The sequence below is a fragment of the Haematospirillum sp. H1815 genome, assembly GCF_012102705.1.
Classification (GTDB): domain Bacteria; phylum Pseudomonadota; class Alphaproteobacteria; order Rhodospirillales; family Rhodospirillaceae; genus Haematospirillum.
The window spans coordinates 18,489-44,999 of record NZ_JAAVTA010000005.1; the positions used below are offsets into that span (position 1 = coordinate 18,489).

The window sequence follows — 26,511 nt, forward strand, 5'->3', positions numbered from 1 at the left end:
ACAAAACAGGTGGAATCCTTCACCAGTGAAACACCTTGCCCGCCGATAATACGGGGAACAAGAACCGATGACTTCCTTGCAGGATTCCCTGTTCCAATCTGTCGTCAACGCATTGGAACAACAGCGACACCAGGAAGCCCTGCAATACCTGACAACGTTGATAGACAAGGAGCCACGACACATAGAGGGACGACGCCTGCTCGGCTTGCTCCTGTCCGGTTCAGGGCAACGGGAACAAGCCCTTCCCTGGTTGGTGGGTGCAGCGCAGGATGCCCCGACCCATCCTGTCCTGGGACACGAAGCCGGTGAACTTCTGCTGGCACTCCAGAAGCCGGCACAGGCCATAGCCATGCTGGAAACATATCTGCAACATCATCCGGGGAATGCGGCTGCTCATTTTTCGCTGGCCATGGCTTTGCGCACAACCGGACAAACAGATGCGGCCATCACACACTACAAGCATGTCTTGGCCCTGGATCCAAGCAGTGGCCATGCGTGGTTCAACATTGGCAATATCCATCACGAAGGGGGGCTTAAGGAAGATGCTATCAAAGCTTGGGAAGAGGCACTCCACGCTGCCCATCCATGTCAGGAAGCACTCTTCAACCTGTGTCTGGGACTGATTGATGCAGGCCGGATACAGGAAGCATCTTCCTTGCGCGGTACAATCAGCATGCTGATGCCTGATCATCCCCTGTGCGAGCGCCTTGATGCCGAACTTGCAGCAACACATGGTGATACGGTCGGGGCCATTACTCATCTACGCCTCTACCTTCAAAAGGCGCCGGATACGCCGGAGGCCCTGATGCGGCTTGCACAGCTGGAAGCCAAGGAAGGTAATCTTGACGGTGCCCGTGCACAGGCCAGAACATTGATGAGAAAAATGGGGGAGACGTGGCAAACGTGCGCCTTGACGGGTGAAATCGAGGCACATTTCGGTCATACGACACAGGCTAGGCTGGCATGGAAACGTGCAGCAGAACTGCGCCCTCTTGACTGGCAATTGTGGAGCAATGCCCTGTTCCTCAGTCTGCATGACAACGAAACAAGCCCCGAAGATGTCTTCCAGGATCACCGCAATTTTGGCCTGTTTTGGGAACAGCAGATCATGCCCCTCCCCCACCACAGCGCAGCAGGCCCAAAGAAACGCCTGCGCATCGGGTATGTTTCACCTGATTTCTGCCACCATGCCATTAGCTTGTTTGTAGAACCGCTCTTTATACAGCATGATCGATCACGGTTCGAGGTTATCGGCTTCCATATTCCACGCCGGATTGACGAGACAACCCAACGACTGAGAGAAATGACGGACCAGTGGTACACCCTGCCACAAGACCATGAACAAGCCGCACGGTTGATACAAAAGCACCACATTGACATTCTGATTGATCTGGCCGGTCATACTGCGGGCAACATGCTGCCCCTGTTTGCCTGGAAGCCAGCACCCCTGCAGGTGAGTATGCTTGGTTACCCTGGAACAACCGGACTAACCCGGGTTGACAGCCGTCCCCTCTACGGCAATCCCCCCAAAAAAACCGATGAGCAGGAATACAGCGTGGAACGCCTGTGGGATCAAGTAGGACCATCAGAAATTAATGCACCAAAAGAGTGCTGGCGTCCAAGCCCCCTTCCGATGCTACAACGGGGGTGGCCACTGTTCGGCTCCGTCAATAAATATCTGAAAGTCGACTCTGAGGCCCGGCACTTGTGGGGACGCATTCTTGATGCATGTCCAACGGCACGCTTGACCGTCATTGCTCCAGGAGCAGACAACCCGGAAACACGAAAAGTCATTCTGCACGACTTCGCTGCCGATGGCTGTCCTGTTGATCGGATAGACCTACGCGAAGAAATGCCTTTAACAGAGTGGTTCACATTCTGTCGAGGCATCGATGTTGTTCTCGATCCCCTGCACTATCGCGGCGGTACAACGACCAGACTCCTCATGGCGATGGGGATCAAGATTGTGCGCCTAGACCTGGCTGAGAATACAGAGGAATACAATAATCCCCTAAATGCCAAAAATTTGGACGAGTATGTCAGGCTGGCTTGCGGGCTGGTATCAAATCCAGAAAAACTGGCAAGGGAAAGAGTGTACGATCAAGAGTGTGAGAAACAACATAGCGAGATATTACAGAAGCATTGTCTATCGATCATAGAAACAGAATTCCTCAGCAGCTGGGAGCAATACCTCCGTACGGCTCCCAGCAACGTCTGAAGCTAATTCACAAGGCAGAATCAGGCATGCCCATCAAAACGGAATATGCCTGCACCCTCCTCTGCGCCACCGGCTAACTGCCTGAAGGGTGCAAACAGTTCGCGCCCGGTCCCAAAACGCTGATCCACAGGAGCAGATGGAGCGGACCGGGCATGCAGAAGAGATGGCTCAACCTTCAGCTCCAGAACACCGGCCACCGCATCCAGCCGAATGATGTCGCCATCCTGGACATATCCAATCATACCTGTATTCAGTGCTTCGGGCGTAACGTGAATGGCGGCCGGAACTTTGCCCGATGCCCCGGACATACGCCCGTCGGTTACCAGCGCAACCTTGTAGCCAAGATCCTGAAGAACCCCAAGCAGCGGGGTTAGCTTGTGCAACTCGGGCATACCATTGGCCTTGGGACCCTGAAAACGGACAACACATACAACATCACGGTTCAACTCGCCCGCCTGGAATGCTTGCAGCATCGCCTCCTGGGAATTAAAAACACGGCATGGAGCCTCAACAACACGGTTCTCAGGCTTGACCGCCGATGTCTTGATAACAGCGCGTCCCAAATTCCCCGACAGCACTTTCAATCCCCCATCCGGGGCAAAAGGACGCCCAATCGTTGTCAGCACAGCTGGATCAGCGCTGTCACGGGCAAGATCCACATAAACCAAAGCACCATCCCGGAGTGTAGGAGCCCGCGTATAGCGCTCAAGACCAGGGCCGGCAACCGTCATGACGTCCCCATACAACATCCCGTTTTCAAGGAGCTCCCGGATCAAGAACGCCATTCCACCTGCCTCATGGAAGGCATTCACATCTGCCTCCCCATTCGGATAAACCTTGGCCAGAAGAGGAATGATTGCAGACAGATCGGAAAAATCCTGCCAGTCCAGAACAAGACCGGCAGCACGGGCCATAGCAACAAGATGCAGGGTGTGGTTTGTGGATCCCCCTGTCGCAAGCAGACCAATCAGAGCATTGGTGATAACCCTCTCGTCGATAATTTCACCGATCGGAGCCGTTTCTTCACCACGGGCCATAGCGGTTACGCGCCGTCCAGCTTCTTCCGTCAGGGCACACCGCAGCGCTGTTCCCGGGGCAACAAACGAAGCACCAGGTAAATGCAGGCCCATAATCTCCATCAGCATCTGATTGGAGTTGGCCGTACCGTAGAAGGTACAAGTCCCCGGTGCATGATAAGCAGCCATTTCCGCAGCAAGCAGTTCATCACGCCCGACACGGCCCGAAGCAAACTCCTGCCTAACCTTGGCTTTTTCTGCATTAGAAATACCGGAAGGCATAGGTCCTGCCGGTACAAAAATCATTGGCAGATGGCCAAAGCACAAGGCACCAGTCACCAACCCGGGAACGATCTTGTCACAAACCCCAAGCAACAAAGCACCGTCGAACATATCATGCGACAATGCCACAGCCGTGGCCATGGCAATGACATCCCGACTGAACAAGGAGAGCTCCATACCCGCCCGCCCCTGGGTAATCCCGTCACACATTGCGGGAACTCCACCAGCAACCTGGGCGAACCCACCGGCTGACGCAACAGCCGCACGCAGAATCTGCGGATAGGTCTCAAAGGGTTGATGGGCAGACAGCATATCGTTGTATGCCGTCACAATGCCGATACCCGGGGCATCTGGCGCCATCAAAACCTGCTTTTGATGGGCTTCGCAAGCCGCAACGCCATGGGCAAAATTGCTGCAGCCAAGCTCCATGCGTCCGGGACGGGAGGCACCCCGGGCGGCACGCAAGCGCTGCAAATAAGCATGACGGGTTTCCCGACTGCGTTCAGCAATACGCCGAGTAACAGAAGCAATACCAGGATGGATAGTCATAACGTCCTCTGAAACAACACCAGAACCATATGCGTCAAGGGCACCAAAGGACCGTCAACGGACAACGCACACTGACCTGCAGGGCACCAATCGGCAAGGAAGCTGACGGACCACCCGCCTCCATATCTTCCCACAGGTGCCGTTTGGTTTCTCCTGTTGCAAGCACCACAACAGAACGAGCATTCACCAGACGCGCGAGCGTGAGCGAGATCCGCTCCGGACCACCAGGGACACCTATTGCAGGGACGCAAAACTGGCCTGCGGCAATGCTTTCAGCCGGCTGTGGCCATGTCGACTCACCAGGGAAAAGAGAGGCAATATGACCATCTTCTCCCATACCCAGGACAACCATATCAAAGGCATCATCAAAAGCCCCAAGGGCACGGTCTACCGATGCAATGCCCTCAGCAGGGGAGCTCTCCCCGGTATAAAGAGGAACCAGCTGTGCACACCGGGCAGACGCCGTCAGCAAGCTGCGACGGACCATGGCCTCGTTGCTGCCGGCATCATCCAGACCGACCCAACGCTCGTCCGTCAACGTGACAGATACCCGATCCCACGGCAGAACGGCCGTAGCAAGGCACGACAGGAACTGTGCCGGCGTCCGCCCCCCGGGCACAACCAAAGAAGCCCGGCCACGGGCCGAAACAGCATCCGACAAGGCATCAGCCACCAAGGAAGCCGCTGATTGCGCCAATGTCGTTGCGTCCGGGAAAACAGCCAAGGCTGAAGTCACGATGTTGCTCATCGGTGCATCTCCGCATCGTCATGCCAGGATCTTAGATCACGTTCAATCATTGCAACAGACGCAGAAGGCCCCCACGTGCCTGCTGCATAAGGGCGGGGAACCATATCATGGCGGGCCCAGCCATCGAGAATGGGCTCGATCCATTGCCAGGCTGCTTCAACCTCGTCACGCCGCATGAACAGGGTAGGGTTGCCACGCACAACGTCCAGAAGCAAACGCTCGTAAGCATCCGGTGTTCTCTGCTTGAAGACATCGGAATAACTCAGGTTCAGCGGCGTCTCGCGGAACCGCATTCCACCCGGCCCCGGCTCCTTGGTCATCATGTGCAGCTTGATCCCCTCATTGGGTTGCACCCGCACAACAAGACGGTTCGGTTGCAGATCACGCCCGGCTGCTCCTGGGAATATCGAATGCGGAACAGGACGAAACTGTATGACAATTTCGGACGTCTTCACGGCCAACCGCTTTCCGGTACGAAGATAGAAGGGCATCCCCCCCCAACGCCAGTTGTGAACCTCGGCCTTCAGGCTCACAAAGGTTTCTGTCCGGCTTTCAACATCCACACCCGGTTCTTCCAGATACCCTGGTACCGCAACACCGCCAATTGCACCTGCCGCATACTGACCACGAATGGTGCGGGCCAAAACATCCTTGCCCTCAATCGGGGCCAGTGCACGCAAAACCTTGAGCTTCTCGTCACGCACAGCCTCATCGCTCATCCGGGCCGGCGGATCCATGGCAACCAGACAGAGGACTTGCAGCAAATGGTTCTGCACCATATCACGCAGAGCCCCTGCCCGCTCATAATACCCGCTGCGCCCCTCCAGCCCGACAGTTTCGGCAACCGTGATCTGGACATGATCGATAAAACGGCTGTTCCAGAGAGGCTCGAACAAGGCATTTGCAAAGCGCAGGGCCAAAAGGTTCTGGACTGCCTCCTTGCCCAGATAATGATCAATACGGAAAATCGCCCGCTCGTCGAAAACAGCCCCGACATCATGATTGATGGCAAGGGCGGATTCGAGATCGCGGCCAATCGGCTTCTCAAGCACCACGCGGGAATCCTGGGTTACAAGCCCTGCCCGGTGGAGATTCCGGCAGACAGGCCCAAAAAGGTCTGGCGATGTGGCCAGATAAAAAACCCGAATGCTGTTGGTGCTCTCGGCCAACAATGATACCAGACCTGCCCAGCCAGCCTCCCCGGCTGCATCAAGTTCTACGTACGCAATCCGGTCCAGAAAAGAGGCAACAGCCGCATGATCAAGATCTGCCTCAGGCAAATAGCGCTGCAGGGCCTCAGACACACGGGCACGATAGGACTCGGTTGACAGGGCTGACCGTGCCGATGCCACAATCCGGCTCTCAGAGTCAATCAGGCCATTGAGATGGCAATAGTAGAGCGACGGCAGGAGCTTGCGGAATGTCAGGTCCCCCGTACCACCAACAACAACATAGTCAAAACCGGGAACTGTCGGTTTGCGCAATGTCTGACCAAAGCCAGACCGCGAACTGGCCATATCGGAAGAAACGTCTGCGTTAGGGGGGCAGATTGAACCTGTTTTTGCCATATTCCTGCATCCTGCGTACATCCAGCACCATGGGCAGGACCTGATCCTGCCCGGCCCTGCCGGGGGTGAATGTAGGATTACTGCGCGACAAGAGCAAAAGAAATTGTCTCAACGCATGCCGTCAGGGTGAAGAACCAACGCCTTGCCACAACCAGACTGGCTGTGTAAACAGGCACTCAGGCTATCGTCATACCCTGCCCCCACCTGAACACCAAGGATCCGACCGTGACAATACCCGCACAGAACATGGCCGCCAAACTGATCCCGGCCAGCGAGATCATCGCCCAATTGTCAAGCTTCGGCGTTGTACCCGTTATCCGGACCAGCACACCGGATCTTGCCATGACGGCTGTTGAATGGCTGCGCGAGGCCGGGATCAGAACATTCGAAATAACCATGACAACGCCGGATGCTATTTCCGTGATCCGAAAGCTGTCTGTGGCATACCCCGACCTTTTGATTGGAGCCGGTACAGTGGTCTCGGCCGCCGCTGCACATGACGTGATTACAGCGGGCGCCCGGTATGTCGTGTCACCCTGGGTCGTACCCGAGGTGGGAACTGTATGTAGCGAACACGGAATTGCCTGCCTGATGGGCACCCTGACCCCAACCGAAGTGGCAAGTGCACTGTCAGCAGGGGCTACGGCTATCAAGATCTTTCCAGCCTCCAGCGTTGGTCCGGCCCACCTCAAGGCCTTGCGTTCTGTCTTCCCCGGCGTCCCCATGATGCCAACCGGCGGTATCGATGCCAGCAGCATCGGCGAATGGATCAAGGCAGGTGCAATATGTGTTGGAGCCGGGGGCAAGCTGGTTGACGAAACCTTGGTACGCAAGGGAGATCGCGAGGCCGTCATGCAGGCTGCAAGACAGATCATGGCTGCGTGCGAGCACGCCCGAAGTGAGTTGGCCCGCTGAACCTAAGGGAAACGCCTGATACCATTTTTCTTGACTCGGCTGGCCAGCTCGAAGAGCACCATGCCGACCAGCATCGCCAGCACAAATAAAAGAGCATCTGTAAATCCGTAGCCTGCCAAGACAAGGGCCGGACCGGGACATATTCCGGCCAAGCCCCATCCAGCACCGAATATAAGGCTTCCAACAACAAGAGGGACATCAACAGCCCGTTTTGTCGGCAGGTAGAGGGCACAGCCGGCCACTCCGCCCCCCCTACGCTCGATAAAACGGAAAGCAGGCCATGATACCGCAATGGCTCCAACCATCACCAAGGCCAGCGATGGGTCCCAATTCCGGGAAATATCAAGAAAGCCCTGTACCTTGGCGGGGTTGGCCATGCCTGATAGAAGAAGCCCGAGCCCGAAGAGTATGCCCGACAGACAGGGCGCGAGGTAAGCCATACCTCATCCCCCTCGTCCGATAGGATTCAGAAGAAAAACAATGGCCATACCCGCTCCTATGAAACAGGCTGTGGCCACCACAGAGCGGATAGAGCAGCGAGCCAAGCCGCAGACGCCATGACCACTGGTACAGCCAGACCCAAGGCGCGATCCAAGACCAACCGCAAGGCCGGCGAGAAGAACTAGAAAAAGATTGTGTGAGGAAAAACGGGGATCAGGAGAATATCCAGATAAATCGGCTGCCACGGTAGAAAACACAAGCCCGGCAACAAAAGCCGTTCTCCAACCCTAGTCTCCCTGACGGGGAGGCAGAAGTCCGCCAATAATGCTGCTGATACCAGCAATACGACCACTGAAAAGCAACAAGACAGAGGTGCCAAGCCCAATCAAGACCCCACCCGTCAAAGACTCCCACGGCGTGAAATTCTCCCAGTCCACAGCCCACTCCCCCAAGAACCTTCCCCGGGCCCTAGCTTCCCCCTATTATGCGATATCGCATAATTGTACGGTCAGGCTAGAATTACCCCCATGATTATCATCACATCATCCATCACTCTTGATGAAGATGAAATACAGGAAACATTCATACGGGCAACAGGACCAGGTGGACAGAACGTCAACAAAGTGGAGACAGCAGTCCAGCTACGTTTTGATATTGCCCACTCAACATCCCTGCCCGATTATGTGAAAAACAGACTCTTGGGAATGGCTGACCAGCGGTTGACCGGACGCGGTGAGCTGATTATCACAGCACAACGTTACAGAACCAGGGAAAGAAACAGAGCTGACGCCCTGCACCGCCTGATAGAGCTGATTCGCGCTGCTTCTGTACGACGCGCAATCCGACGCCCTACAAAACCGTCCCGCGCCTCTCAAGAACGACGACTGAGCCACAAGACAAAACACGCCAATACCAAGAAATTGCGAGGACGCGTGGTGCCCTGAAGCATCCAGGAACCGCATATGGCCTTTCTTGATTTCTCTTGTACCTCTAGCGACTGGAGGCTGTAGCCTGCATAACAGGTTGAAACGGACTTTCTTGTTACCAAGGATACTGCCATGTCTCCCATAGCATCTCCCAAAACAGACCTGAAAATCATGCGGTTACGCGTAGGAGGTATGGACTGCCCGGGTTGCGCGGGAGAACTGGAACGGACGCTAACACGTATTCCGGACGTTGAAGACGTAAAAGTCAGCTTCAGCAATGGGTCTGTTACCATTGCATGCCGAGAGGACACAGGCCCGTCCCTGTCAGACATCGAGGCAGAGATACGCAATCTCGGGATGTTTGTTACGCTACAGGAACCTGGCACAGAGCCGCCGTCACACGGCTGGAAAAATAACCGGAACGTTCACCTTGTGGCTATAACCAGCGTACTGGTCGGAACGGCTGCACTTGTGGGAACGATCGCCCCTGAATTGGCAGACAAGGCATGGACAATCGCGGCCGCACTCAGCCTCCTGCCCTTTGTTCGCCAAGCCTTTTCCCTTGCCGGGGCAGGCAATCCCTTCTCGGTTCAAATGCTGATGACAGTCGCTGCAACCGGTGCCCTTGTGATTGGTGCTGCCGGCGAAGCTGCAACCGTTGTGTTCCTGTTCTCGATTGGCGAGCTTCTGGAAGGACTGGCAGCCGACAGGGCAAGGCGCAGTATCCATGATCTGGTGGCCCTTATACCGCAGACTGCTATCATAGAAGAAGACGGCGCACACAAGACCGTCCAGGCCCATAGCCTTGTTCCAGGACAAATTGTCCTGGTCAGGACAGGTGACCGCGTTCCCGCAGATGGAATCATGTCCGACGAAGGATCGCTTTTTGACCAATCTCCCATTACCGGGGAGTCCATTCCTGTTATCCGCAAGCATAATGCAGATGTCTATGCTGGCAGCATCAATGTCGGAAACCCTGTTCGTATACAGGTCGAAAAAACAGCGCAGAACACAACGATTGCCCAGATCGTCCAGCTGGTAGAAGAAGCACGCAGTACCAAGGCTCCGTTCGCACGCCTTATTGATCGTTTCTCGGCACGTTACACACCAGCAGCCATGCTGCTGGCAGGCCTTGTTATCATAGTCCCGCCGCTTGCCTTTGGCGAAAGCTGGGAGACATGGATCTATCGCGGTCTGTCCCTGCTGTTGATTGCCTGCCCCTGCGCCTTGGTCCTTTCAACACCAGCCGCTGTCGCCGCCGGCATATCAACGGCTGCACGGCAGGGACTCCTGCTCAAGGGAGGAGCGGTTCTGGAAGCCATCGGTAAAACCCGTACGGTCGCCTTTGACAAGACAGGAACCCTGACCTCCGGCACACCACAGATCACAGATATCATTCCTGTGCAGGAAAACAAGGAAAGCATTCTGCGCCTGGCTGCATCCCTTGAGACCGGATCTTCTCATCCACTGGCTTCAGCCATCATCAACCAGGCAAAAGAAGAAAACCTGATCATACCGCAAAGCCGGAATATATCCGTGTTACCTGGGCACGGCGTACAGGGCAACATTGAAGGACGACGCCTGATCATTGGGTCAGCCCATATGCCCTTGGAAGACAAAAGGATACCCCCAACCGTTCTGGACCAGATTGCGGCACTGGAAGACCAGGGAAAAACAGTTGCCGTCCTTTATGGAGAGCAATCTGTCCTTGGGCTCATCGCTGCACGCGATGAGCCACGTCCCGATGCCGCATCAGCCATTAAATCATTAAAAGATGCCGGCATCCATGTTGTCATGCTCACGGGGGATAGCCACAAAACGGCATCAGTCATTGCCAAGGAACTGGAGATCGAAGCAAAGGCCAACCTTCTTCCCGAAGACAAGCTGAGAACAATACGGGAGCTGGAAGGGAATGGTCCGGTTACCATGGTCGGCGACGGGATCAATGATGCACCGGCCTTGGCTGTTGCCTCGGTTGGTGTTGCCATGGGAAGCGGAACCGATGTTGCTCTGGAAACTGCCGATGCCGCCCTGTTGGGAAATCGTGTTGGCGGTATCGTTGATCTCGTGACTCTCTCAAAGGCGACCATACGCAATATCTGGCAGAACATTGCCCTTGCCCTTGGCCTGAAGACTCTCTTCCTGGTCGGGGCAGTAACCGGTACAACAACGTTGTGGATGGCCGTCTTTGCCGATACCGGCGCAACGATCCTGGTCACACTGAATGCACTGCGACTGCTTGGATTCCAAACTGTCTGGAATGAAAGCCAAAGAGCCGGCGAGAACCAACCCCATCATCACCACAAACAGAACCAGGTAGCTTCTGCCTGGAAGCCAGGTTAACGTGGAGAGGGGTGGATCATGATCCAAGGGGCGCCGCATGTTGAGAAAATTATGTTCAGCCATACTGGGGCTGTTTCTGGGAAGCGGAAACGCCATGGCCGGGCAGGGCAGTGCCTGGGATTATACCTTCACTTCGATTGATGGAATCCCAATGCCACTGCGGGCCTATGCGAGCCGTGTCGTTCTGGTTGTCAACACGGCATCTCGCTGCGGATTCACACCCCAATACGAAGGCCTGGAGAAGCTCTGGAATACGTACAAGGACCGTGGCAAAGGACTAGTGGTCATTGGCGTGCCATCCAATGATTTTGGGGAACAAGAGCCGGGCAGTAACCCTGAAATCAAGACCTTCTGTGAAACGACCTTCAACGTTTCGTTTCCACTGACAGAACGGGCTGTTGTCAGCGGTGATCACGCCCATCCGTTCTATCAGTGGGCTGCTCAACAAACCGGAGCAGCGGGAATCCCGCGCTGGAATTTCCATAAATATCTGATTGGTCCGGACGGACGCCTGCTGGACTGGTTTTTGCCAACCACAAAGCCGGATGATCCCAAAATTACCGGCGCCATAGAAATGGCCTTGGACAACGCAGATCGAAATTAAAGCACCACGCGGGAGCATGACAGTAAAGCAGGCCGCATCACATGCCCATGACCGACTTGTCAGCCGCCGTCCTCCTGCTCACGGAGCTGGGCTTTATCTTCGTGATGCTGGTCTATATGGGCTCCAATCTTGATGACCTGGTCATTGACATTATCTTCTTCGGGCGCTGGATCTACAAAAGCCTGTTTGTCTTCCGGCGTTCCAAGCCAATGGCCATAGAGGTCCTGCACCGTGCGCAGCAACAGCCTGTGGCTTTGATGTTCCCGTCGTGGCAGGAATCCGGAATTATTTACTCCTCACTCAGTAACATGTTCCGCACGCTGGACTATTCAAACTTCCATGTTTTCGTCGGAACCTATCCCAATGATCCGGATACCGGGAAAGAGGTTGAAAAGCTGTGCTCTACACTGGGGAATGTCCATCACATCATCACCCCATTGCCAGGACCAACCTGCAAGGCCGATTGCCTGAACTGGATTGTCAAAGGAATCACAGAATACGAGCAAGCCAACGGAATGCGCTTCGAGGTTATCGTCATGCAGGATGCAGAAGACATCGTGCATCCGCTCAGCCTGAAGCTTTTCAACTTCCTGATCCCGCGCTTTGACCTGGTACAAACACCGGTCATCTCTCTGGAACGTCCGTGGCATGATCTGACTGGCGGTCACTACATGGACGAGTTCGCCGAGCTTCACAGCAAAGAAATTATTGTCCGTGAATTCCTGGCCGGGGTTGTTCCGGGGGCAGGGGTGGGAACAGCCTACTCCCGACGGGCCCTGGATGCCGCACGGACAGAACAAGGAGAGGTGTTCAACACCGGCACGTTAACCGAAGATTACGAATTCTCGCTCCGCCTCAAAAAAGCAGGCATGAAGCAGATTTTTGCACGCGTGCCTTTTGTCCGTACCGTATCACGAAAACAATGGCTGACCGGGAAAGAACAGCTGGTCACAATCGTTGACTACATCTGTACACGTGAATACTTCCCCAATGCCTTCTGGGCGGCCGTACGCCAGAAAAGCCGCTGGACAATCGGCATTGCCTTGCAGGGATGGCGTAACTTCGGGTGGGATGGATCCTTGGCAATCCGCTATCTCCTGATGCGGGACCGGAAAATGGTGGTGCTGAGCCACGCCGCTCCGTTCGGGATCTTTGTTGTGCTGGCGCATCTTGGCATTGTTCTGTGGACATGGTTGATGAAAGACAGTTACCAGCCGGCCCCCATCCTGCCTGATGACAGTCCATTCTGGCTTGTTGTGTGGATCAACCAGGTTCTGCTGGCCTATCGCCTTTTCCAGCGCCACTACTGGACACACAAATACTATGGATGGTCTGCCATCCCCATGGTTATCCCGCGCTACTTGTGGGCTATCGCCATAAATTATTGTGCCGTAATACGGGCCCTGCGCATGTTCGGTCACCACCTGCGTACAGGTGAAAAGATCGGCTGGGACAAAACATCGCATGAATACCCTGATGAGGCACACCTGAAGCTTTATCGGCGCCGGATAGGCGATCTGATGATCGAGCGCCAGTTCATTACCCCCGCCCAACTGGAACAAGCCTTGGCCATGCAGAAGGAAAAAGGGGGTACCATCGGCAATATCCTGATGGAAATGGGTCTGGTGAACCAAGACCAGTTTCTGGAAGTTCTTGGCATGCAGGTCAGGCTGGAGGTGCGCGCCATCGATCCATTCAGCGTACCCGATACCATTTTGCAGCGTTTCCCGGCTTCTCTGGCCAAACAGTTCAGCATGTTCCCCGTTGGCTTGTCCGCATCAGGGAACCTTATGGTAGCCGCCCTGTCCGTTCCCACGCAGGAACAGGTTGAAACGGTTGAAACCGCAATTGGCGGGCGCGCCGAATTCTGTTTGGCTGTATCCAGCGAGATCCTGTTTGCCATTCATAGGCGCTATGGCGGTATCCCGGAAGACGCTGGGAAGGGCAAGGGAGGGTCGGGGCCACCGCTGGGGCAACGCTTGGTCGAGGCGGGCGTTATCACAGCTGAAATGCTGGCCGGTGCCCTGCGTGAACAAAGACGCTCCTATAAACCAATGGGGCAGATCCTTCTGGATCTGGATCTGCTTCCCTCACAAGCCGCACTGGATGATGCTGTCAAGAAAGCAGCAGCCGCGGGTGTTCCTTTGGGGCGATGGCTGGCAGAAAACAATATCTGCTCCACTGATGACGTAGAGAAGGCGTTTGCCTTGTCCAAGAAAAGCGAGCGACCTGTCGGGATCATTCTGGTTGAGCAGGGGCATATCTCGGAACAAACGCTGACAGACTTCCAGAACCAGGGCAACAGGCCGGCATGATAACGCAAGGACACATACCGGGCTGGATTCTGGCCAGCATGATCGGCAGCAGCCTGCTGTATGGATCATGCGCTCAAGCTCAGCAGGTACCAACAGCCGAGAAGCGGCTAATACAAATGCTTCCGGAACAAAACTTCATAGAGCGTGAATGGCTGCGACACAGGACCTTCCCGTACGAAGAAAGGGCGCGGACCCTGATCCAGGGCAATCGCAAGGAGGAAGCCCTGCAGGAGCTTGAAAAAGGACTGACCCTTATCCCGGAAGCCCACGTCATGCGCTGGCGTGCGACTGTCCTGGCTGCAGAGCTACAGAAACCAGCCGATGTTCTGCGGCTGAGTGCACCGTTGACGGAAGTCGCTCCTGATTTCAGCCTGCTACGTTTGTTTCGCGCAACAGCCCTGCAAACCTTGGGGCACCGTGAAGAAGCCGCCACAGAACTGACACAGGCCATGGGAAGCGCCACGCTAAGTGTGGATGAACAACTGCGTGCCCTGGAGCTACAAACGCGCACGGCGCCAAACAGCGCCGGACTACAAAAGGCAATGGATGATCTGAAAGCACTCTCGCATAAAAGAGCATTGACCCCACAGGAGCAATTGGCAGCAGCCCGGATCCTGGTTCTGGCCAAACGCGACCGGGAAGCAGCCGAACGCTTGCTCCAGCTGACCCGGGAACAGGACATAGACCAGTCCATAGGGGATGCCGCAGCCGTAGACCTTGGCTTTCTCCTGCTACGACAGGACAAGCCAGAGGAAGCCTACGCGCTTGTCTGGCCAAGACGGGAGCGCCTTGGGTATTCCCCCGCTGTCCTTGGCCTTTTGGCGGAAGCTGCCAGCCGCAGCGGCCACCATGAACAAGCCATTGAACTGTACAAACCACTTCGGAACAGCAGTAATCCATCTGACTTGCAAGTATTGGCTGATCTCCTGGCCCGGGGTGGCCTTCGGGAAGAAGCGGCACAGACCCTTGAAGCTGTAGCAGGACTTCGCCTTGGGACAGCAGACCGGGCCCTGTCACTGAAACGGGCAGCCTTCATCCGTCTGGATGCCGGACAAGAAGAACAAGCGCTGGAACTCTTTATCAAGGCGCTGGAGCTGGACCAAAGCCCGGATACACTGAATTCTGTGGTTCTGACCGCGATCTCGTCCAAGCGTATCAAGGATGCCAGCCTGGTACTGCAGCGGGTCGAACAGGAACAAAACCTTCAGGCCCCGAACCGAGCTGATGTCATCTACGCACACCGCCTGTCCCTGTGTGCAGCACAGCTTGAACAGAATACCCCGGAAGAGTCCGTGCGCTGTCTGGAGGAACTCCGGCACACCATCGGTGATACGCCCGCACTTCTGCAGCTTCTAGCGGAAGCGCAAAGACGGGCAGGGGAGACCACTGCACGTACAAAGACACTCGAAACCTTGGCACAGCTGCAATCTGACAAGGACACGCTGGTCTCGCTGGCCGATGCACGGTGGGCCGAGGGCAATATCCGCGGATCAGCCGAGGCGCTGGAGCAGGCCGCCCATCTGGATCATGAAGCCGCCGCAAGAACAGCTATCGAAGCGCTTGTTCGCTGGAAAGGGGCACAGGAATGGTCGTCGGTAGAGCGTGTTGCGCGCCGCATCCTGGACAAACCTAGCCCGGAAAATGAAGCTGTACGCCAAGCCCTGACAGCCTTGGCTGAAAGCGGAACCGCCACACAAAAGAACCAGCAACGCAAGAAAGCATTGCAGGACCTGTACCATCGCGGACTGATCTCTGTTGATCAACGACTGGATCTTGCCTTCGTCCTTCTGGAAGACAAGGAAACGAAGGAAGCCGTCCGGCTGATGTGGGAAACATTGCAGCACGAACAAAGCCCCAGGGTTCATGTTCTTCTGGCAACAGCACTGGACAGGGCAAAACGCAAGGGACCTGCTGCTGATTTCTACGAAAGAGCCCTGCGGGATTATTCTGGACCCCGCAGCCTGTCGGCCGGAACAAGAAACCTAGTCAACGCGTCGCTGGGCTACCTATACTACGATACGGGACGACCGGACTTGGCCGCCCGCCACTGGAAACAGGCCTTGTCGGGGCAGCACGATCCCGTTCTACAATTACGGCTTGCACAAGCCCTTTTAGGGGCAGGGAAGGCTGAAAGTGCCCTGCAACAGATTGGTAGCCTTGAAGCCTCAAAATTACCCGATGACCTGAAACCCGTGCATCTGGAAACGTGGGCAAGGGCGCTGGCCGCAGCCGGTCGGGACCAGGAAGCCATACAGGTATACCAGACCCTGAACACAACCAATCCAACCAGCGGCCGACGTCTGGAGCAAGCCGTAGTCGAACGACGGCAGGGCCAGCTGGAACAGGCCTTTCACACCTTGGAATCAGCGTATCAAGTCACCCCGGACAACGAAGCCCTGGGGCTGGCCTATGCCTATGCGGCCCGTGACATGGGCGATCACGAACGGGCAGAGCCCTTGCTCAGCCACATTACGGGTGCGAACCCGGACCAGCTCTCCGCGCGGGAGGATCTGGGTTATACCCGTGCAGCCCTTGGTGATACCCAAGGCGCGCAAGATGCTTTTTCCGACGTTATAGAGGATGAGCGCCTGTATGCAGCCATGCGCCAATACACACCCGTTCAGAACCGCGCCCACATTTGGGGGCTAAGGCGGCAAAACAGCATTCTGAACGATAATCTGGCGTTACAGGGCTATACTACGGTCTGCCCGCAGGCCAGCTCATGCCGACGCACAACCAGCCCGGTCGGCGATGCCCTGAACGAGGCACAAGGCGGCGTAGAACTGGCATGGAGACCTCCCTCTGTTGGCTATCGCGACGGACGCACCCTTGCCATCACCGGACGCCTGTTCTGGGGGACCATCAATGGTGCATCTCCCGTGCCTGATAAACACACCACACAGGCTGGGGCTGGCCTGCGCTGGAAACCCCTGCGCGAGCATGACTTCAACCTGGCGGCTGAACGCCTGTTTTCCATCGGATCCAAAACAGAAGACAACACGCTGGTTCGTGTAAGCTATGGCCTGAGCAGCAGCATGGACATACCACCCGATGAACCCGCCTGGACACCATATTACAGCTTTTATGTGGATGCCGGACGATTTCTTGAGAAATCAAAGGCTCGGCTTGTCAGTAGCGAACTCCGGCTGGGAGGGAAATGGCGCATGGGCACACCCTATATAGCAGCACCGTTTGCCCTGATCGGAGGATCCCACACCGGGACCAGCACACTGGACGACACCATTGCCCGCGGTGGTATCGGGCTGCACTGGCGCCTGTGGTACAACGAATCTGCAAGCCATGCGCATCAGTCCTATATCGATGTCACACCACGCCTGACCCGTGACATAACAAAAGACGGGCAGGGAGACAGGCAAACACGTTTCATTGTCTCCGTTCTGGCACGGTTTTAGAGATGCATAAACGCCTTGTCATCTTTGTGCTATGGATGGTCCTGGGGATAGGCTATGCCCATGCTGTCTGCGGGCCAGCAGGAGCCCCGGATGCCACCTTCTACCAGCCACTGGCCATCCACGGTAACCGTAGCCCGGAAGACTGGGATGCCTTTGGGCGGTCCCTTAAACAGATCGGTATTCAGACCATCTACGTACAGTGGTCCATCCTGAACAGCATTGCCTTGTTTCCCCTGTCAGACGCCGTCGGGAAAGAAATGTATGCGAGACATATCAGTCCGCTACCAAACCCGCCCTTGCCGAGTCTGCTGGCCATGGCCGAAAGGAATGGAATTGGCCTATGGATAGGCCTGGATCTTGATCCGTCCTTCTTTCAGGTTCACGAGCGAAATCCGGATCTGTTGCGGGTCTACTTCCTGCGTCGGGAACTGGCTCTGGAAGCTCTTCTGCCAGATCTGGGGAAACTGATTGCAACCAGTCCAGCTCTGCGGGGCTGGTATATTACGGATGAGCTTGACGACCTGCATTGGCAAGATACAACGCGCCGGGCTTTACTTACGGAACACTTGGCCAAGGTTACCGGTCTCCTATCCGGAATCACAGAGCACCCTGTACCCGTAGCCATATCGGGGTTCTCAAATGGTCGAACCAGTCCATCTGTGCTGGCTGAATTCTGGGATACTGTTCTGACAAAAAGCCACATCGATCGCCTTTTGTTTCAGGACAGCATCGGGGCCGGCAAACTTAGCGTGCAGGAAAGTACCCTTTACCGCGACGCCCTAGCCAAGAAACTGGGTCAAAAGGTTCATATGGTTGTGGAGGCTTTTTCTGTACAGCAGCAAAATCAGGATGGAAGCCAGTTCGTCGGCATTCCGGCCTCCACGACAGAAATGCACGAGAGGCTGCGCCTTGCCATGGGGGCCGTCATGGCAAGGCCCGTCCTGTTCAGCGCACCGGAGTATCTTCTGCCATCCAGAGCAGAAGAAATGAGTCAATCCGGGAATATATCAACGGCAGATCGTGACCGCCGCACCAAGGCGCTATACGATCTTCAGGCCAAGGTCGCACAGCAATGCGTGACTAGCCTGCCCGGCATACAGGGTGTGAACAGCAGATGAGTCTGCATGAAAACACTTGTTGTCATTGGAACACGCCCTGAAGCGATCAAAATGGCCCCGCTTGCCAGAGTACTATCGCGTGACAAGGCCTTGTCCTGCCGGGTTGCCGTAACAGGGCAGCATCCGGACTTGGTGCCCCCAATACTGGATTTCTTCGAGGTTCCCGTTCACCACAACATGTCTCTGGCCCGATCACGCCAAGGCCTGGCTCATCTGCATGCCGGCATTTTGGACCAGATGGAGGCCATGATTGAGCAAGACCGTCCGGATCTTGTGCTGGTGCATGGTGATACAACCAGTGCACTGGCTGCCGCCGAGGCTTCTTTTTACAGTGGCGTACCTGTCGGACACGTCGAGGCCGGGCTTCGCAGCCATAACCTCCGCAGTCCTTGGCCAGAAGAGATGAACCGCATCGCCATAGATCAACTGGCAGACCTCATGTTTGCACCGACAGAGCAGGCCAGAACAAACCTGCTGAACGAAGGACGAACCGATGACACGATCACCGTGACAGGAAACACTGTGGTTGATGCTCTGTTATGGGTTTGCCACAAACTCGACAGCGATGCCGCCCTGACAGCGCGCATTGTAGCAACATTGCCGCGCCTCCCTGACGACCGACGGATTATTCTGGTCACAACCCATCGCCGGGAAAACTTCGGCCCCCCCTTGGCACGGATTAGCCAAGCATTGCACACACTGGCCAATCGCCCCGACGTGTGTATCGTCTTCCCCCTGCATCCCAATCCAGAAGTGGGCATGAGGATGAAAGCCTTTCTGGCCAGTCACCCCTTTATCATCCTGACCAACCCGCTGGACTATCTTCCCTTCGTCTTGCTGATGCGTCGCGCCGCCGTCATCCTGACGGATTCAGGCGGCATACAGGAAGAAGCACCATCTGTAGGAACCCCCGTCCTAGTCCTGCGGGACTTGACAGAAAGACCGGAGGCATTGGACAGCGGGGCCATCCGCTTGGTCGGCACCCGTACAGAGTCCATTGTACAAGCTGCCGCCGAAATTCTTGATACACCATCCCCAAAAGAACGCTTACTCGCGGGGAACAACCCGTTTGGTGACGGGAAGGCTTGCGAGCGGATTTGCCAAACTATAAAAAACTGGAAATCACCGGGTAAAAAACGTAAAGCCCCCACCTGATAAAGGGCAGGGACCAACGCTACCATCACACATCGTCAGACGCTGTAATACATCTGATACTCAATCGGATGAGGGGTGTGTTCAAACGCGTGAACTTCCTGGAATTTGAGATCCGTGTAGGCGTCAAGAAAATCGGGTGTAAACACATCACCCTTCATCAGGAAATCCCGATCAACCTTCAGGGCATCTAAAGCTTCCCGCAAGGAGCCACATACCGTGGGAACCTGTAACAGCTCTTCTGGCGGCAAATCGTACAGATTTTTGTCCATGGGATCACCAGGATGAATCTTGTTCTGAATCCCATCCAAGCCCGCCATCATCATGGCGGTATAAGCCAAATAGGGGTTAGCCGTCGGATCAGGGAAACGTACTTCCACCCGCTTCCCTTTAGGATTGGAAACATAGGGAATGCGACAGGATGCAGACCGGTTACGCGAAGAATAAGCCAGAAGAACCGGCGCCTCAAATCCCGGAATCAGCCGTTTGTAGGAATTGGTGGACGGATTTGTAAACGCATTAAGCGCCTTGGCGTGCTTGATAATGCCACCAATATAGTACAGCGCCATATCAGACAGGTCTGCGTATCCGGATCCTGCAAACAACGGCTTGCCATCCTTCCACAGGGACTGATGGACATGCATGCCAGACCCGTTGTCTCCCGCCAAAGGCTTGGGCATGAACGTAGCGGTCTTGCCGTACGAGTGGGCGACCATGTGCACAACATACTTGTATATCTGCATCCAGTCCGCTGACTGCAACAAGGTACCAAACCGGAAACCAAGTTCATGCTGTGACGATGCAACCTCGTGATGATGCTTCTCGACGTCAACCCCCATATCCAGAAGGGTTGAAGTCATCTCCGCACGCAGATCAACACCGCTGTCAACAGGAGGAACCGGAAAGTATCCTCCCTTGATACCGGGGCGATGTGCCCAGTTGCCCTGATCAAACTCCTTGCCACTAGCCCAAGGGGCATCGCCGGCATCAAGCTCGAAGGACACTTTGTTCATATCTACCGTATAACGGACGTCATCAAAGACAAAGAACTCTGCCTCAGGGCCAAAATAAGCTGTATCGGCAATGCCGGTACTTTGCGCATAGGCAAGACCGCGGCGTGCTATACCGCGTGGACAGCGATCATAAGACTGACCTGTTGCAGGATCTACAACGTCGCAAAACACAACAAGCTGCGGTTGGGCCGTAAAGGGATCCATCACGGCCGTCGAGATGTCCGGCATCAAAATCATGTCGGACTCATTAATTTCCTTCCAACCGGCAATGGATGACCCATCAAACATAATACCGTCGGCCAGAAGATCATCTGTCACGGTCTTGACATGCTGGGCTGTGTGCTGCCACTTGCCGCGGGGATCGGTAAAACGGAAATCAACATACTTGACGTCATTTTCCTTGATTTTTTCGAAGAATGTAGCGGTATCAGACATGAATACTTTTCCTTGTCCTGAATGGTTACCGTCCCTCGGTCCCATTGCGTATGCCACACAAAACCACACATCACTCAGACAGCGTCTGGCCCGCGTTCCCCGGTCCGGACACGAATGGCGTCCTCGACCGGCAGAATAAAAATCTTGCCATCACCGATACGTCCAGTCCTTGCAGCCTGTTGAATGACCGCTATCGCCTGCTCAACGCGACTTTCCTCAAGAACCATCTCTATTTTGACTTTTGGCAGAAAATCCACCACATACTCGGCCCCCCGGTACAGCTCTGTATGGCCTTTCTGGCGTCCAAACCCCTTGACCTCCGTCACCGTAATCCCCTGAAGGCCGATATCCCCCAAAGCCTCACGCACTTCATCCAGTTTGAAGGGCTTTATGATGGCTTCTATCTTCTTCATCATGTTTTCATCACACTTCAAACCAAAATGCAGACAACAGACAGACGCTTATGCATGGAAGATCTGCGACCACATAAATAGAAAATACATGTCGCTATCACAACTTTCAATCCCCGCAATGGGGCAACACCATCTTATGCGATATCGCATAGGGGCGATTCATGCCCGGCCGGACCGGGAAGAGTGCCCAGCAGCTGATCCAGAGCATCACGCAGGGCGTGCAAGCGCTTAATATCCTCGTGATCAAGGGATCCAGGGCTGACCTGAAGTCGGGCAATCTGCTTCAATGCCGGAAGCAAAACCTTGGTCGCCGAAGCTGTACCAGCTTCTTTTGTGCTCTTTTGCTCTGGCTTCGCGGACGGAGTATTCAGGTCGATCTTCATCGCCCGAAGCTCACTAACCGTCATTCCTGTCGTAACGATCCTGCCCCAGGCAACACGCGCGGCCTGTTCATCCCCAAGATCAGCAAGCGCAAACAGGGTACTTTTGCTGATCTTGTTCGAGACCGATGGCACCGCCTGCAAAATATCCTCCGGCAAAGAGAGGATATTCAGGGTTCGGCTGATCTCGGATTGTGAGCGACCGAGGATCTCGGCAACCTGCCCTTGGGTATAGCCATGCCGGTTCATCAGCCGCTCACAGCCACGAGCTAGTTCCACCATATCGAGATCAACACGGACAACATTCTCGACCAATGCTATTTCTGCCGGATCTCCGGAAATAATAATGGCCTTGATTTCGTGATGCCCCAGTAGACGGCAGGCCCGCCACCGGCGTTCCCCCGCATACAGGATATGTTTCCCATCTGGACCGGGGGCCGAAACCAGAACCGGCTGCAGCAACCCAAGACGCTGGATAGAAGAGGCCAATGCTGCCAGATCATCATCGTCAAAAAATGACCGCGGCTGATCCGGGTTGGGAACGATGGACGTCAAGGCAAGGGTACTGACCCTGCTTTCCCCAGAAAAGAATGACGTCATCAAGGACGAAACGTGTCCTGTTGTCGTACGGGGTGGCATCTTGCGCGACATGGACTCAGGTCTCCGCAGGAACAGGATGAGCCGGGACAGGCGGCACGGAAACATGGCGAGCTGCTGCCAGCGCAATCAAGTTCTCCGCCAGGTCCACATAAACAGACACGCCCCGTGCACCGGGATATAACTCCAGGATCGGTTGCCCGGCAGCAGCCGCATGATTGTAGTACGTAGTGCTGATAACCGGATCGAGGATCGGAACAGCCGACCCAAAGATGTCATGCAGCTCTTGCATGGTCTCCCGATCCTGAACAAGACGGGGGTCAACCCGTGTCGGCAGAATCCCAAGAATCTCAAGCCCAGGGCGTATGCGCCGCCGGATCCGGTCTATGGCCCTGAGAATAAGGGGAATACCGCGCGTGGACCACGGCGTTGGGTCTGACGGTATCAAAACGTAGTCAGCAGCCGTCAATGCATTAACCGTTGTGGGCCCCAAATGGGGACCGCAGTCAATCACAATGAAGGAAAAACGACCGGCAAGCGGGGCCAGTGTTTCTTTCAAAACCCATTCACCACCAATTTCACGGGTCAGAACAAGATCAGCCTCGGCCAAACGGGACCCACCGGGCAAAAGGAAAAGCGGAATATCATCGCGCACACGCACCACGGCATCGTTGACCGGAAGATTATCCAGCATCACGGATGCAATGGTCCGCCCCGATGCATCCAGTTCATAGTTATTCAGCCCCAAGCCCGCTGTCGCATTGCTCTGGTGATCAAAATCAACCAACAACGTTGCGTGACCGGCACGAGCCAACGCCCACGCAATATTAATGGAACTTGTTGTCTTGGCAACGCCACCCTTCTGGTTGGCCAAGGCCAACACCAGAGGCTGCTCGCACACCGGTTCCTGTACCGTTGCAGAACTGCCAACCAGAAACAAGCGCACGATGGAGGGAACCGGTTCTTTTCCCTGCTCCCACCGACTGATCATCGGCGGGGAATAATTGCGGCTCAGCTCCTTGTTCAAGAAGGCCGCAAACTCAGCCTGGGTTTGTCCTCTACGTTTACGAATATCACGCAGGACATCGGCACTGAGGTCCATAAGATCCCCCGGAGTTGATGTTTTCATCAATATGTCCGGCCAGATAAAGACTGGCAACCATCAATTTGGAAAAATACAATGGTTCGCAGGTCACCAGTTCGCGACAGGCGGCAACTTTCACCGGAACAGCAAGAGAACCAGGCAAAATTTGCCGACCGGATCCGATGCCTCAGACCCACTGGTGCAGGCAGACGATTTGGCACAAGACGTGCTTGGTGAAGGAACATGCCTCAGGGACCGGGAGCCTGCCATGCCCTTTCTCAACGTTGCCGACCTGCCTGAAACCTCCTTTACCACAAACAAGACACAACACACTTTTGCCTCCCCAAGACATCATGATCAATCCCTCATAAGCGCAAAATTATTTGCCAGAACTGTCGGCGAGCAGTGCCAAGATGCCAACCGTCAACGTATAGCCTCCCTGATCGGGGTTGTACGCCCTGAAGAAATTGACGCCTTGGTACACAGGGCGGCTGATCTGAAGGCTCGCTACCTGTCTGCTGTTCTGGACTCAGGAAAAGCACGGGGAACACCCCGCCCGGGACAACACGACGAGCTTGGACATTTGCGGAACGCTCTTGCCGAGGCTGAACAGGGACTGGAAACAGTCCGCAACAGCATCCTGCGCGGGGAACTCTTTGTTGATGGGGTTGATGATGGCTTTCCTTGACAGACAAAACGGCAGGGAAGGGCCCCGGAAAGTCTATTGTGCACTGAACAAAAGAACAATCTGCTTTATCAGACTTACATAATGAGCAAAAACAGGAAGAATACTGACAAACTTGACCGTTCTTTCTGACACCTCCTTGGTCCACAATAAAAGCATCATGGTTCCTTGGAGACTTATGCATGCTGAAAAATATCACCCCCGCCCGCACACTGTTCCTAAGCGTCGAGGGTGTGGCCGCCATCATGAAAAAGAAGGGGGCGGCAGCGTGCATAGAAGGGATTGCGCAGTACATCAGCGAAGATTTTCTGCGGTGGGAAGACTTTGACAAAACCGCCCGGGTTGCCAGTCACTCCGACGATGGCGTCATTGAGCTAATGCCAATTGCAGACAAGGAAACCTATACCTTCAAATATGTTAATGGGCATCCCCGGAACAGCCGTTTCGGGCTTTCAACTGTTATGGCTTTTGGCGTTCTGTCCGATGTGGAAACCGGGACCCCGGAGCTGCTAAGCGAACTGACGCTGACAACAGCCATGCGTACCGCAGCCATGTCAGCCGTTGCCGCAAAAGCACTTGCAAAGCCGCAACCCAAAAGCATGGCCCTGATCGGCAACGGTGCCCAGAGCGAGTTCCAGGCATTGGCTTTCAGCCATCTTCTGGGGGTAAAACGTTTTCATCTGTATGATATCGATCCATCTGCAATGACTAAACTGCAACACAATCTGGACCAGCTTGGCCTTGAGAGTCAGGCATTTTCCTCCACATGTGATGCTGTACAGGGCACAGATATCGTAACAACGGTTACAGCCGATAAAACAAATGCCACAATCATAACACCCGATATGATTGAGCCTGGCATGCACATCAACGGTGTTGGCGGTGACTGCCCTGGAAAAACGGAACTGCATTGCGATGTCCTGAGAAGTGCTCGTGTTTTTGTAGAATACGAGCCCCAGTCCCGCGTTGAAGGTGATGTGCAGCAGATGCCACCGGACTTCCCGGTGACGGAAATATGGCGGGTTCTGGCGGGTCACGCGCCCGGTAGGCAATCACTCGACGATGTGACTATTTTCGACTCTGTCGGTTTTGCGCTTGAAGATTTCTCGGCGTTGCGCTTCATGCGTGATGTCGCAACCACACTGGACCTGTGTGAATCTATCTCGCTTGTTCCTTCTCTTGAGGACCCCCGGAATCTTTTTGGTTTTGCGTATGAAAAGAATGCTGGTCAGACCCGTCCATTGCGTGACGTTGTGGCATATTGAAACCGGAGACAGCCAATGAGTCACCTTTTCTTGCCTGACGTCAGTCTGATTGGTACCCCGACAGATGTCGGCGCAGGCGTGCGCGGGGCATCCATGGGGCCAGAAGCCCTGCGCGTGGCCGGACTTGTTGAAAAGCTGCAACGGTGCGGGGTTGATGTAAAGGACTGCGGCAACCTGCAGGGACCACCCAACCCGGGATCTCCACCTGTCGGTGGCTTCAGGCACCTCGAAGAAGTGATTGCCTGGAATAAGGTCCTCCATGAGGCCGTCTACCAGGAAATACAGGACGGACGCATGCCTGTGGTACTGGGGGGTGATCATTGCCTGGGCATTGGATCAATCAGCGCTGTTGCCAAACACTGTCGTGAAACAGGTAAGGAACTGCGCATCCTGTGGCTGGATGCTCACGCCGATTTCAACACCGCAGACCTAACCCCCACAGGCAACATTCACGGTATGCCGGTGGCCTGTCTGTGTGGATACGGACCAGACGAACTGACTGGCATCGGGGGACACTCACCGGCAATCCGACCAGATCAGGTTCGTCAAATCGGGATACGCAGCGTCGATGACGGGGAAAAACATTTTGTCCGCAGCGTCGGGCTGGAAGTATTTGACATGCGCTGCATCGGCGAAATGGGTATGCGCCATGTCATGGAACAAGCCCTGAGCGGCATCGACCAACACACGCACATACACGTCAGCTTTGATGTTGACTTTCTGGATCCCGACATTGCGCCCGGCGTTGGAACAACCGTTCGCGGCGGCCCCAACTACCGTGAGGCTCGCTTATGCATGGAAATGATCGCTGATACAGGGCGCCTGGGGTCACTGGATATCGTCGAACTGAATCCTGCCCTTGATCACCGTAACATGACCGCAGACTTGGCCGTGGATCTCGTCGAAAGCTTGTTCGGCAAAAGCACCTTGGTACGCGTTGCCCGCACAGGGAAACAATATTTCGGAACACGAGCCGCGGCAGAATAAGCCAGGACCAATAACACCGCATAATAAAAAAATCCCGGACTACT

The 26,511-nt window shown here is 55.2% G+C and carries 21 protein-coding genes and 1 pseudogene; 12 read left to right on the forward strand and 10 right to left on the reverse strand.

The features are described from left to right. The first annotated feature begins 67 nt into the window (after positions 1-67). Positions 68-2,218 (forward strand): tetratricopeptide repeat protein, encoded by a 2,151-nt coding sequence (locus tag HEQ60_RS05770; protein WP_168070473.1) that lies wholly within the window; start codon positions 68-70, stop codon positions 2,216-2,218. A gap of 20 nt (positions 2,219-2,238) precedes the next feature. On the opposite strand, the gene edd is transcribed toward HEQ60_RS05770, so the two are convergent. The 3 genes from edd to zwf are packed head-to-tail and all read right to left on the reverse strand — an operon-like array spanning position 2,239 to position 6,330. After that, a complete protein-coding gene (gene edd / locus HEQ60_RS05775) occupies positions 2,239-4,059 on the reverse strand; it encodes a phosphogluconate dehydratase (RefSeq protein WP_416046636.1) in 1,821 nt (606 codons plus the stop codon). Positions 4,060-4,099: 40 nt separating this feature from the next. Continuing rightward, the gene (gene pgl / locus HEQ60_RS05780; protein ID WP_168070477.1) at positions 4,100-4,813 is read right to left on the reverse strand and encodes a 6-phosphogluconolactonase; all 714 of its coding nucleotides are present in this window, start codon (positions 4,811-4,813) and stop codon (positions 4,100-4,102) included. Then, on the reverse strand, positions 4,810-6,330 hold the full coding sequence (gene zwf, locus HEQ60_RS05785; RefSeq protein WP_168070657.1) for a glucose-6-phosphate dehydrogenase: 1,521 nt from the start codon (positions 6,328-6,330) through the stop codon (positions 4,810-4,812). The genes pgl and zwf overlap by 4 nt, the downstream gene beginning before the upstream one ends. A 276-nt stretch (positions 6,331-6,606) precedes the next feature. Between zwf and HEQ60_RS05790 the strand changes: the two genes are divergently transcribed. Beyond that, entirely contained in the window at positions 6,607-7,296 is a 690-nt protein-coding gene (locus HEQ60_RS05790; RefSeq protein WP_322099299.1) for a bifunctional 4-hydroxy-2-oxoglutarate aldolase/2-dehydro-3-deoxy-phosphogluconate aldolase, read from the forward strand. 2 nt (positions 7,297-7,298) lie between these two features. Here the strand turns inward: HEQ60_RS05790 and HEQ60_RS05795 are convergent, their stop codons facing one another. From HEQ60_RS05795 to HEQ60_RS10650, 3 genes and pseudogenes are all read right to left on the reverse strand, one after another. Further along, positions 7,299-7,736: a DUF6691 family protein gene (locus tag HEQ60_RS05795; RefSeq protein WP_168023255.1), complete on the reverse strand. Its 438-nt coding sequence runs from the start codon at positions 7,734-7,736 to the stop codon at positions 7,299-7,301. A 3-nt stretch (positions 7,737-7,739) separates the two neighbouring features. Continuing rightward, positions 7,740-8,009 (reverse strand): annotated as a pseudogene (locus tag HEQ60_RS10645) (YeeE/YedE family protein); the annotation flags it as partial. A 15-nt stretch (positions 8,010-8,024) separates the two neighbouring features. Beyond that, positions 8,025-8,189, reverse strand: coding sequence for a YeeE/YedE family protein (locus HEQ60_RS10650; protein WP_245183791.1), 165 nt, complete (start codon positions 8,187-8,189; stop codon positions 8,025-8,027). Positions 8,190-8,264: 75 nt separating this feature from the next. Here HEQ60_RS10650 and arfB point away from each other — a divergent pair, with 75 nt between their 5' ends. From arfB to wecB, 7 genes are all read left to right on the forward strand, one after another. Beyond that, positions 8,265-8,681 carry an alternative ribosome rescue aminoacyl-tRNA hydrolase ArfB gene (gene arfB / locus HEQ60_RS05805; protein ID WP_168070480.1) on the forward strand — a complete coding sequence of 139 codons (417 nt, stop codon included), beginning with the start codon at positions 8,265-8,267 and terminating at the stop codon, positions 8,679-8,681. 114 nt (positions 8,682-8,795) lie between these two features. Next, entirely contained in the window at positions 8,796-11,006 is a 2,211-nt protein-coding gene (locus HEQ60_RS05810) for a heavy metal translocating P-type ATPase (protein ID WP_245183792.1), read from the forward strand. A 37-nt stretch (positions 11,007-11,043) separates the two neighbouring features. Then, a complete protein-coding gene (locus HEQ60_RS05815; RefSeq protein ID WP_168070482.1) occupies positions 11,044-11,610 on the forward strand; it encodes a glutathione peroxidase in 567 nt (188 codons plus the stop codon). 41 nt (positions 11,611-11,651) lie between these two features. Continuing rightward, positions 11,652-13,925 carry a glycosyl transferase family protein gene (locus tag HEQ60_RS05820; protein WP_168070484.1) on the forward strand — a complete coding sequence of 758 codons (2,274 nt, stop codon included), beginning with the start codon at positions 11,652-11,654 and terminating at the stop codon, positions 13,923-13,925. After that, complete coding sequence (locus HEQ60_RS05825) at positions 13,922-17,338, forward strand: NfrA family protein (RefSeq protein WP_168070486.1); 3,417 nt, start codon at positions 13,922-13,924, stop codon at positions 17,336-17,338. Before HEQ60_RS05820 ends, HEQ60_RS05825 begins: the two co-directional genes overlap by 4 nt. 2 nt (positions 17,339-17,340) lie before the next feature. Further along, positions 17,341-18,456 (forward strand): DUF4434 domain-containing protein, encoded by a 1,116-nt coding sequence (locus HEQ60_RS05830; RefSeq protein ID WP_168070488.1) that lies wholly within the window; start codon positions 17,341-17,343, stop codon positions 18,454-18,456. Positions 18,457-18,462: 6 nt separating this feature from the next. After that, a complete protein-coding gene (wecB, locus tag HEQ60_RS05835; protein WP_168070490.1) occupies positions 18,463-19,611 on the forward strand; it encodes a non-hydrolyzing UDP-N-acetylglucosamine 2-epimerase in 1,149 nt (382 codons plus the stop codon). A 35-nt stretch (positions 19,612-19,646) separates the two neighbouring features. On the opposite strand, the gene glnA is transcribed toward wecB, so the two are convergent. The 4 genes from glnA to HEQ60_RS05855 all read right to left on the reverse strand — a co-directional run bounded on the left by glnA (position 19,647) and on the right by HEQ60_RS05855 (position 23,575). After that, positions 19,647-21,056, reverse strand: a complete 1,410-nt coding sequence (gene glnA, locus HEQ60_RS05840) for a type I glutamate--ammonia ligase (RefSeq protein ID WP_168070492.1) — start codon at positions 21,054-21,056, stop codon at positions 19,647-19,649. A gap of 74 nt (positions 21,057-21,130) precedes the next feature. Next, positions 21,131-21,469, reverse strand: coding sequence for a P-II family nitrogen regulator (locus HEQ60_RS05845; RefSeq protein WP_167805507.1), 339 nt, complete (start codon positions 21,467-21,469; stop codon positions 21,131-21,133). Between the two features lie 134 nt (positions 21,470-21,603). Further along, on the reverse strand, positions 21,604-22,500 hold the full coding sequence (locus tag HEQ60_RS05850) for a ParB/RepB/Spo0J family partition protein (RefSeq protein WP_168070494.1): 897 nt from the start codon (positions 22,498-22,500) through the stop codon (positions 21,604-21,606). 4 nt (positions 22,501-22,504) lie between these two features. Next, positions 22,505-23,575 carry an AAA family ATPase gene (locus tag HEQ60_RS05855; RefSeq protein WP_168070497.1) on the reverse strand — a complete coding sequence of 357 codons (1,071 nt, stop codon included), beginning with the start codon at positions 23,573-23,575 and terminating at the stop codon, positions 22,505-22,507. Between the two features lie 223 nt (positions 23,576-23,798). Here HEQ60_RS05855 and HEQ60_RS05860 point away from each other — a divergent pair, with 223 nt between their 5' ends. The 3 genes from HEQ60_RS05860 to rocF all read left to right on the forward strand — a co-directional run bounded on the left by HEQ60_RS05860 (position 23,799) and on the right by rocF (position 26,467). After that, positions 23,799-24,218: a hypothetical protein gene (locus HEQ60_RS05860; protein ID WP_168070499.1), complete on the forward strand. Its 420-nt coding sequence runs from the start codon at positions 23,799-23,801 to the stop codon at positions 24,216-24,218. Positions 24,219-24,397: 179 nt separating this feature from the next. Then, positions 24,398-25,480 (forward strand): ornithine cyclodeaminase, encoded by a 1,083-nt coding sequence (locus tag HEQ60_RS05865; protein ID WP_168070501.1) that lies wholly within the window; start codon positions 24,398-24,400, stop codon positions 25,478-25,480. 15 nt (positions 25,481-25,495) lie between these two features. Continuing rightward, positions 25,496-26,467 carry an arginase gene (gene rocF, locus HEQ60_RS05870; RefSeq protein WP_168070503.1) on the forward strand — a complete coding sequence of 324 codons (972 nt, stop codon included), beginning with the start codon at positions 25,496-25,498 and terminating at the stop codon, positions 26,465-26,467. The last annotated feature ends 44 nt before the right edge of the window (positions 26,468-26,511 follow it).

Coding starts and splice junctions, on each gene's coding strand:
- HEQ60_RS05845 (WP_167805507.1), bottom strand. CDS start 21,469: ATGAAGAAGATAGAAGCCATCATAAAGCCCTTCAAACTGGATGAAGTG.
- HEQ60_RS05815 (WP_168070482.1), top strand. CDS start 11,044: ATGTTGAGAAAATTATGTTCAGCCATACTGGGGCTGTTTCTGGGAAGC.
- rocF (WP_168070503.1), top strand. CDS start 25,496: ATGAGTCACCTTTTCTTGCCTGACGTCAGTCTGATTGGTACCCCGACA.
- HEQ60_RS05850 (WP_168070494.1), bottom strand. CDS start 22,500: ATGTCGCGCAAGATGCCACCCCGTACGACAACAGGACACGTTTCGTCC.
- HEQ60_RS05770 (WP_168070473.1), top strand. CDS start 68: ATGACTTCCTTGCAGGATTCCCTGTTCCAATCTGTCGTCAACGCATTG.
- HEQ60_RS05855 (WP_168070497.1), bottom strand. CDS start 23,575: ATGAAAACATCAACTCCGGGGGATCTTATGGACCTCAGTGCCGATGTC.
- glnA (WP_168070492.1), bottom strand. CDS start 21,056: ATGTCTGATACCGCTACATTCTTCGAAAAAATCAAGGAAAATGACGTC.
- HEQ60_RS05825 (WP_168070486.1), top strand. CDS start 13,922: ATGATAACGCAAGGACACATACCGGGCTGGATTCTGGCCAGCATGATC.
- arfB (WP_168070480.1), top strand. CDS start 8,265: ATGATTATCATCACATCATCCATCACTCTTGATGAAGATGAAATACAG.
- pgl (WP_168070477.1), bottom strand. CDS start 4,813: ATGAGCAACATCGTGACTTCAGCCTTGGCTGTTTTCCCGGACGCAACG.
- HEQ60_RS05865 (WP_168070501.1), top strand. CDS start 24,398: ATGCTGAAAAATATCACCCCCGCCCGCACACTGTTCCTAAGCGTCGAG.
- wecB (WP_168070490.1), top strand. CDS start 18,463: ATGAAAACACTTGTTGTCATTGGAACACGCCCTGAAGCGATCAAAATG.
- HEQ60_RS05810 (WP_245183792.1), top strand. CDS start 8,796: ATGTCTCCCATAGCATCTCCCAAAACAGACCTGAAAATCATGCGGTTA.
- zwf (WP_168070657.1), bottom strand. CDS start 6,330: ATGGCCAGTTCGCGGTCTGGCTTTGGTCAGACATTGCGCAAACCGACA.
- HEQ60_RS05820 (WP_168070484.1), top strand. CDS start 11,652: ATGCCCATGACCGACTTGTCAGCCGCCGTCCTCCTGCTCACGGAGCTG.
- HEQ60_RS05860 (WP_168070499.1), top strand. CDS start 23,799: ATGCCCTTTCTCAACGTTGCCGACCTGCCTGAAACCTCCTTTACCACA.
- HEQ60_RS05795 (WP_168023255.1), bottom strand. CDS start 7,736: ATGGCTTACCTCGCGCCCTGTCTGTCGGGCATACTCTTCGGGCTCGGG.
- HEQ60_RS05830 (WP_168070488.1), top strand. CDS start 17,341: ATGCATAAACGCCTTGTCATCTTTGTGCTATGGATGGTCCTGGGGATA.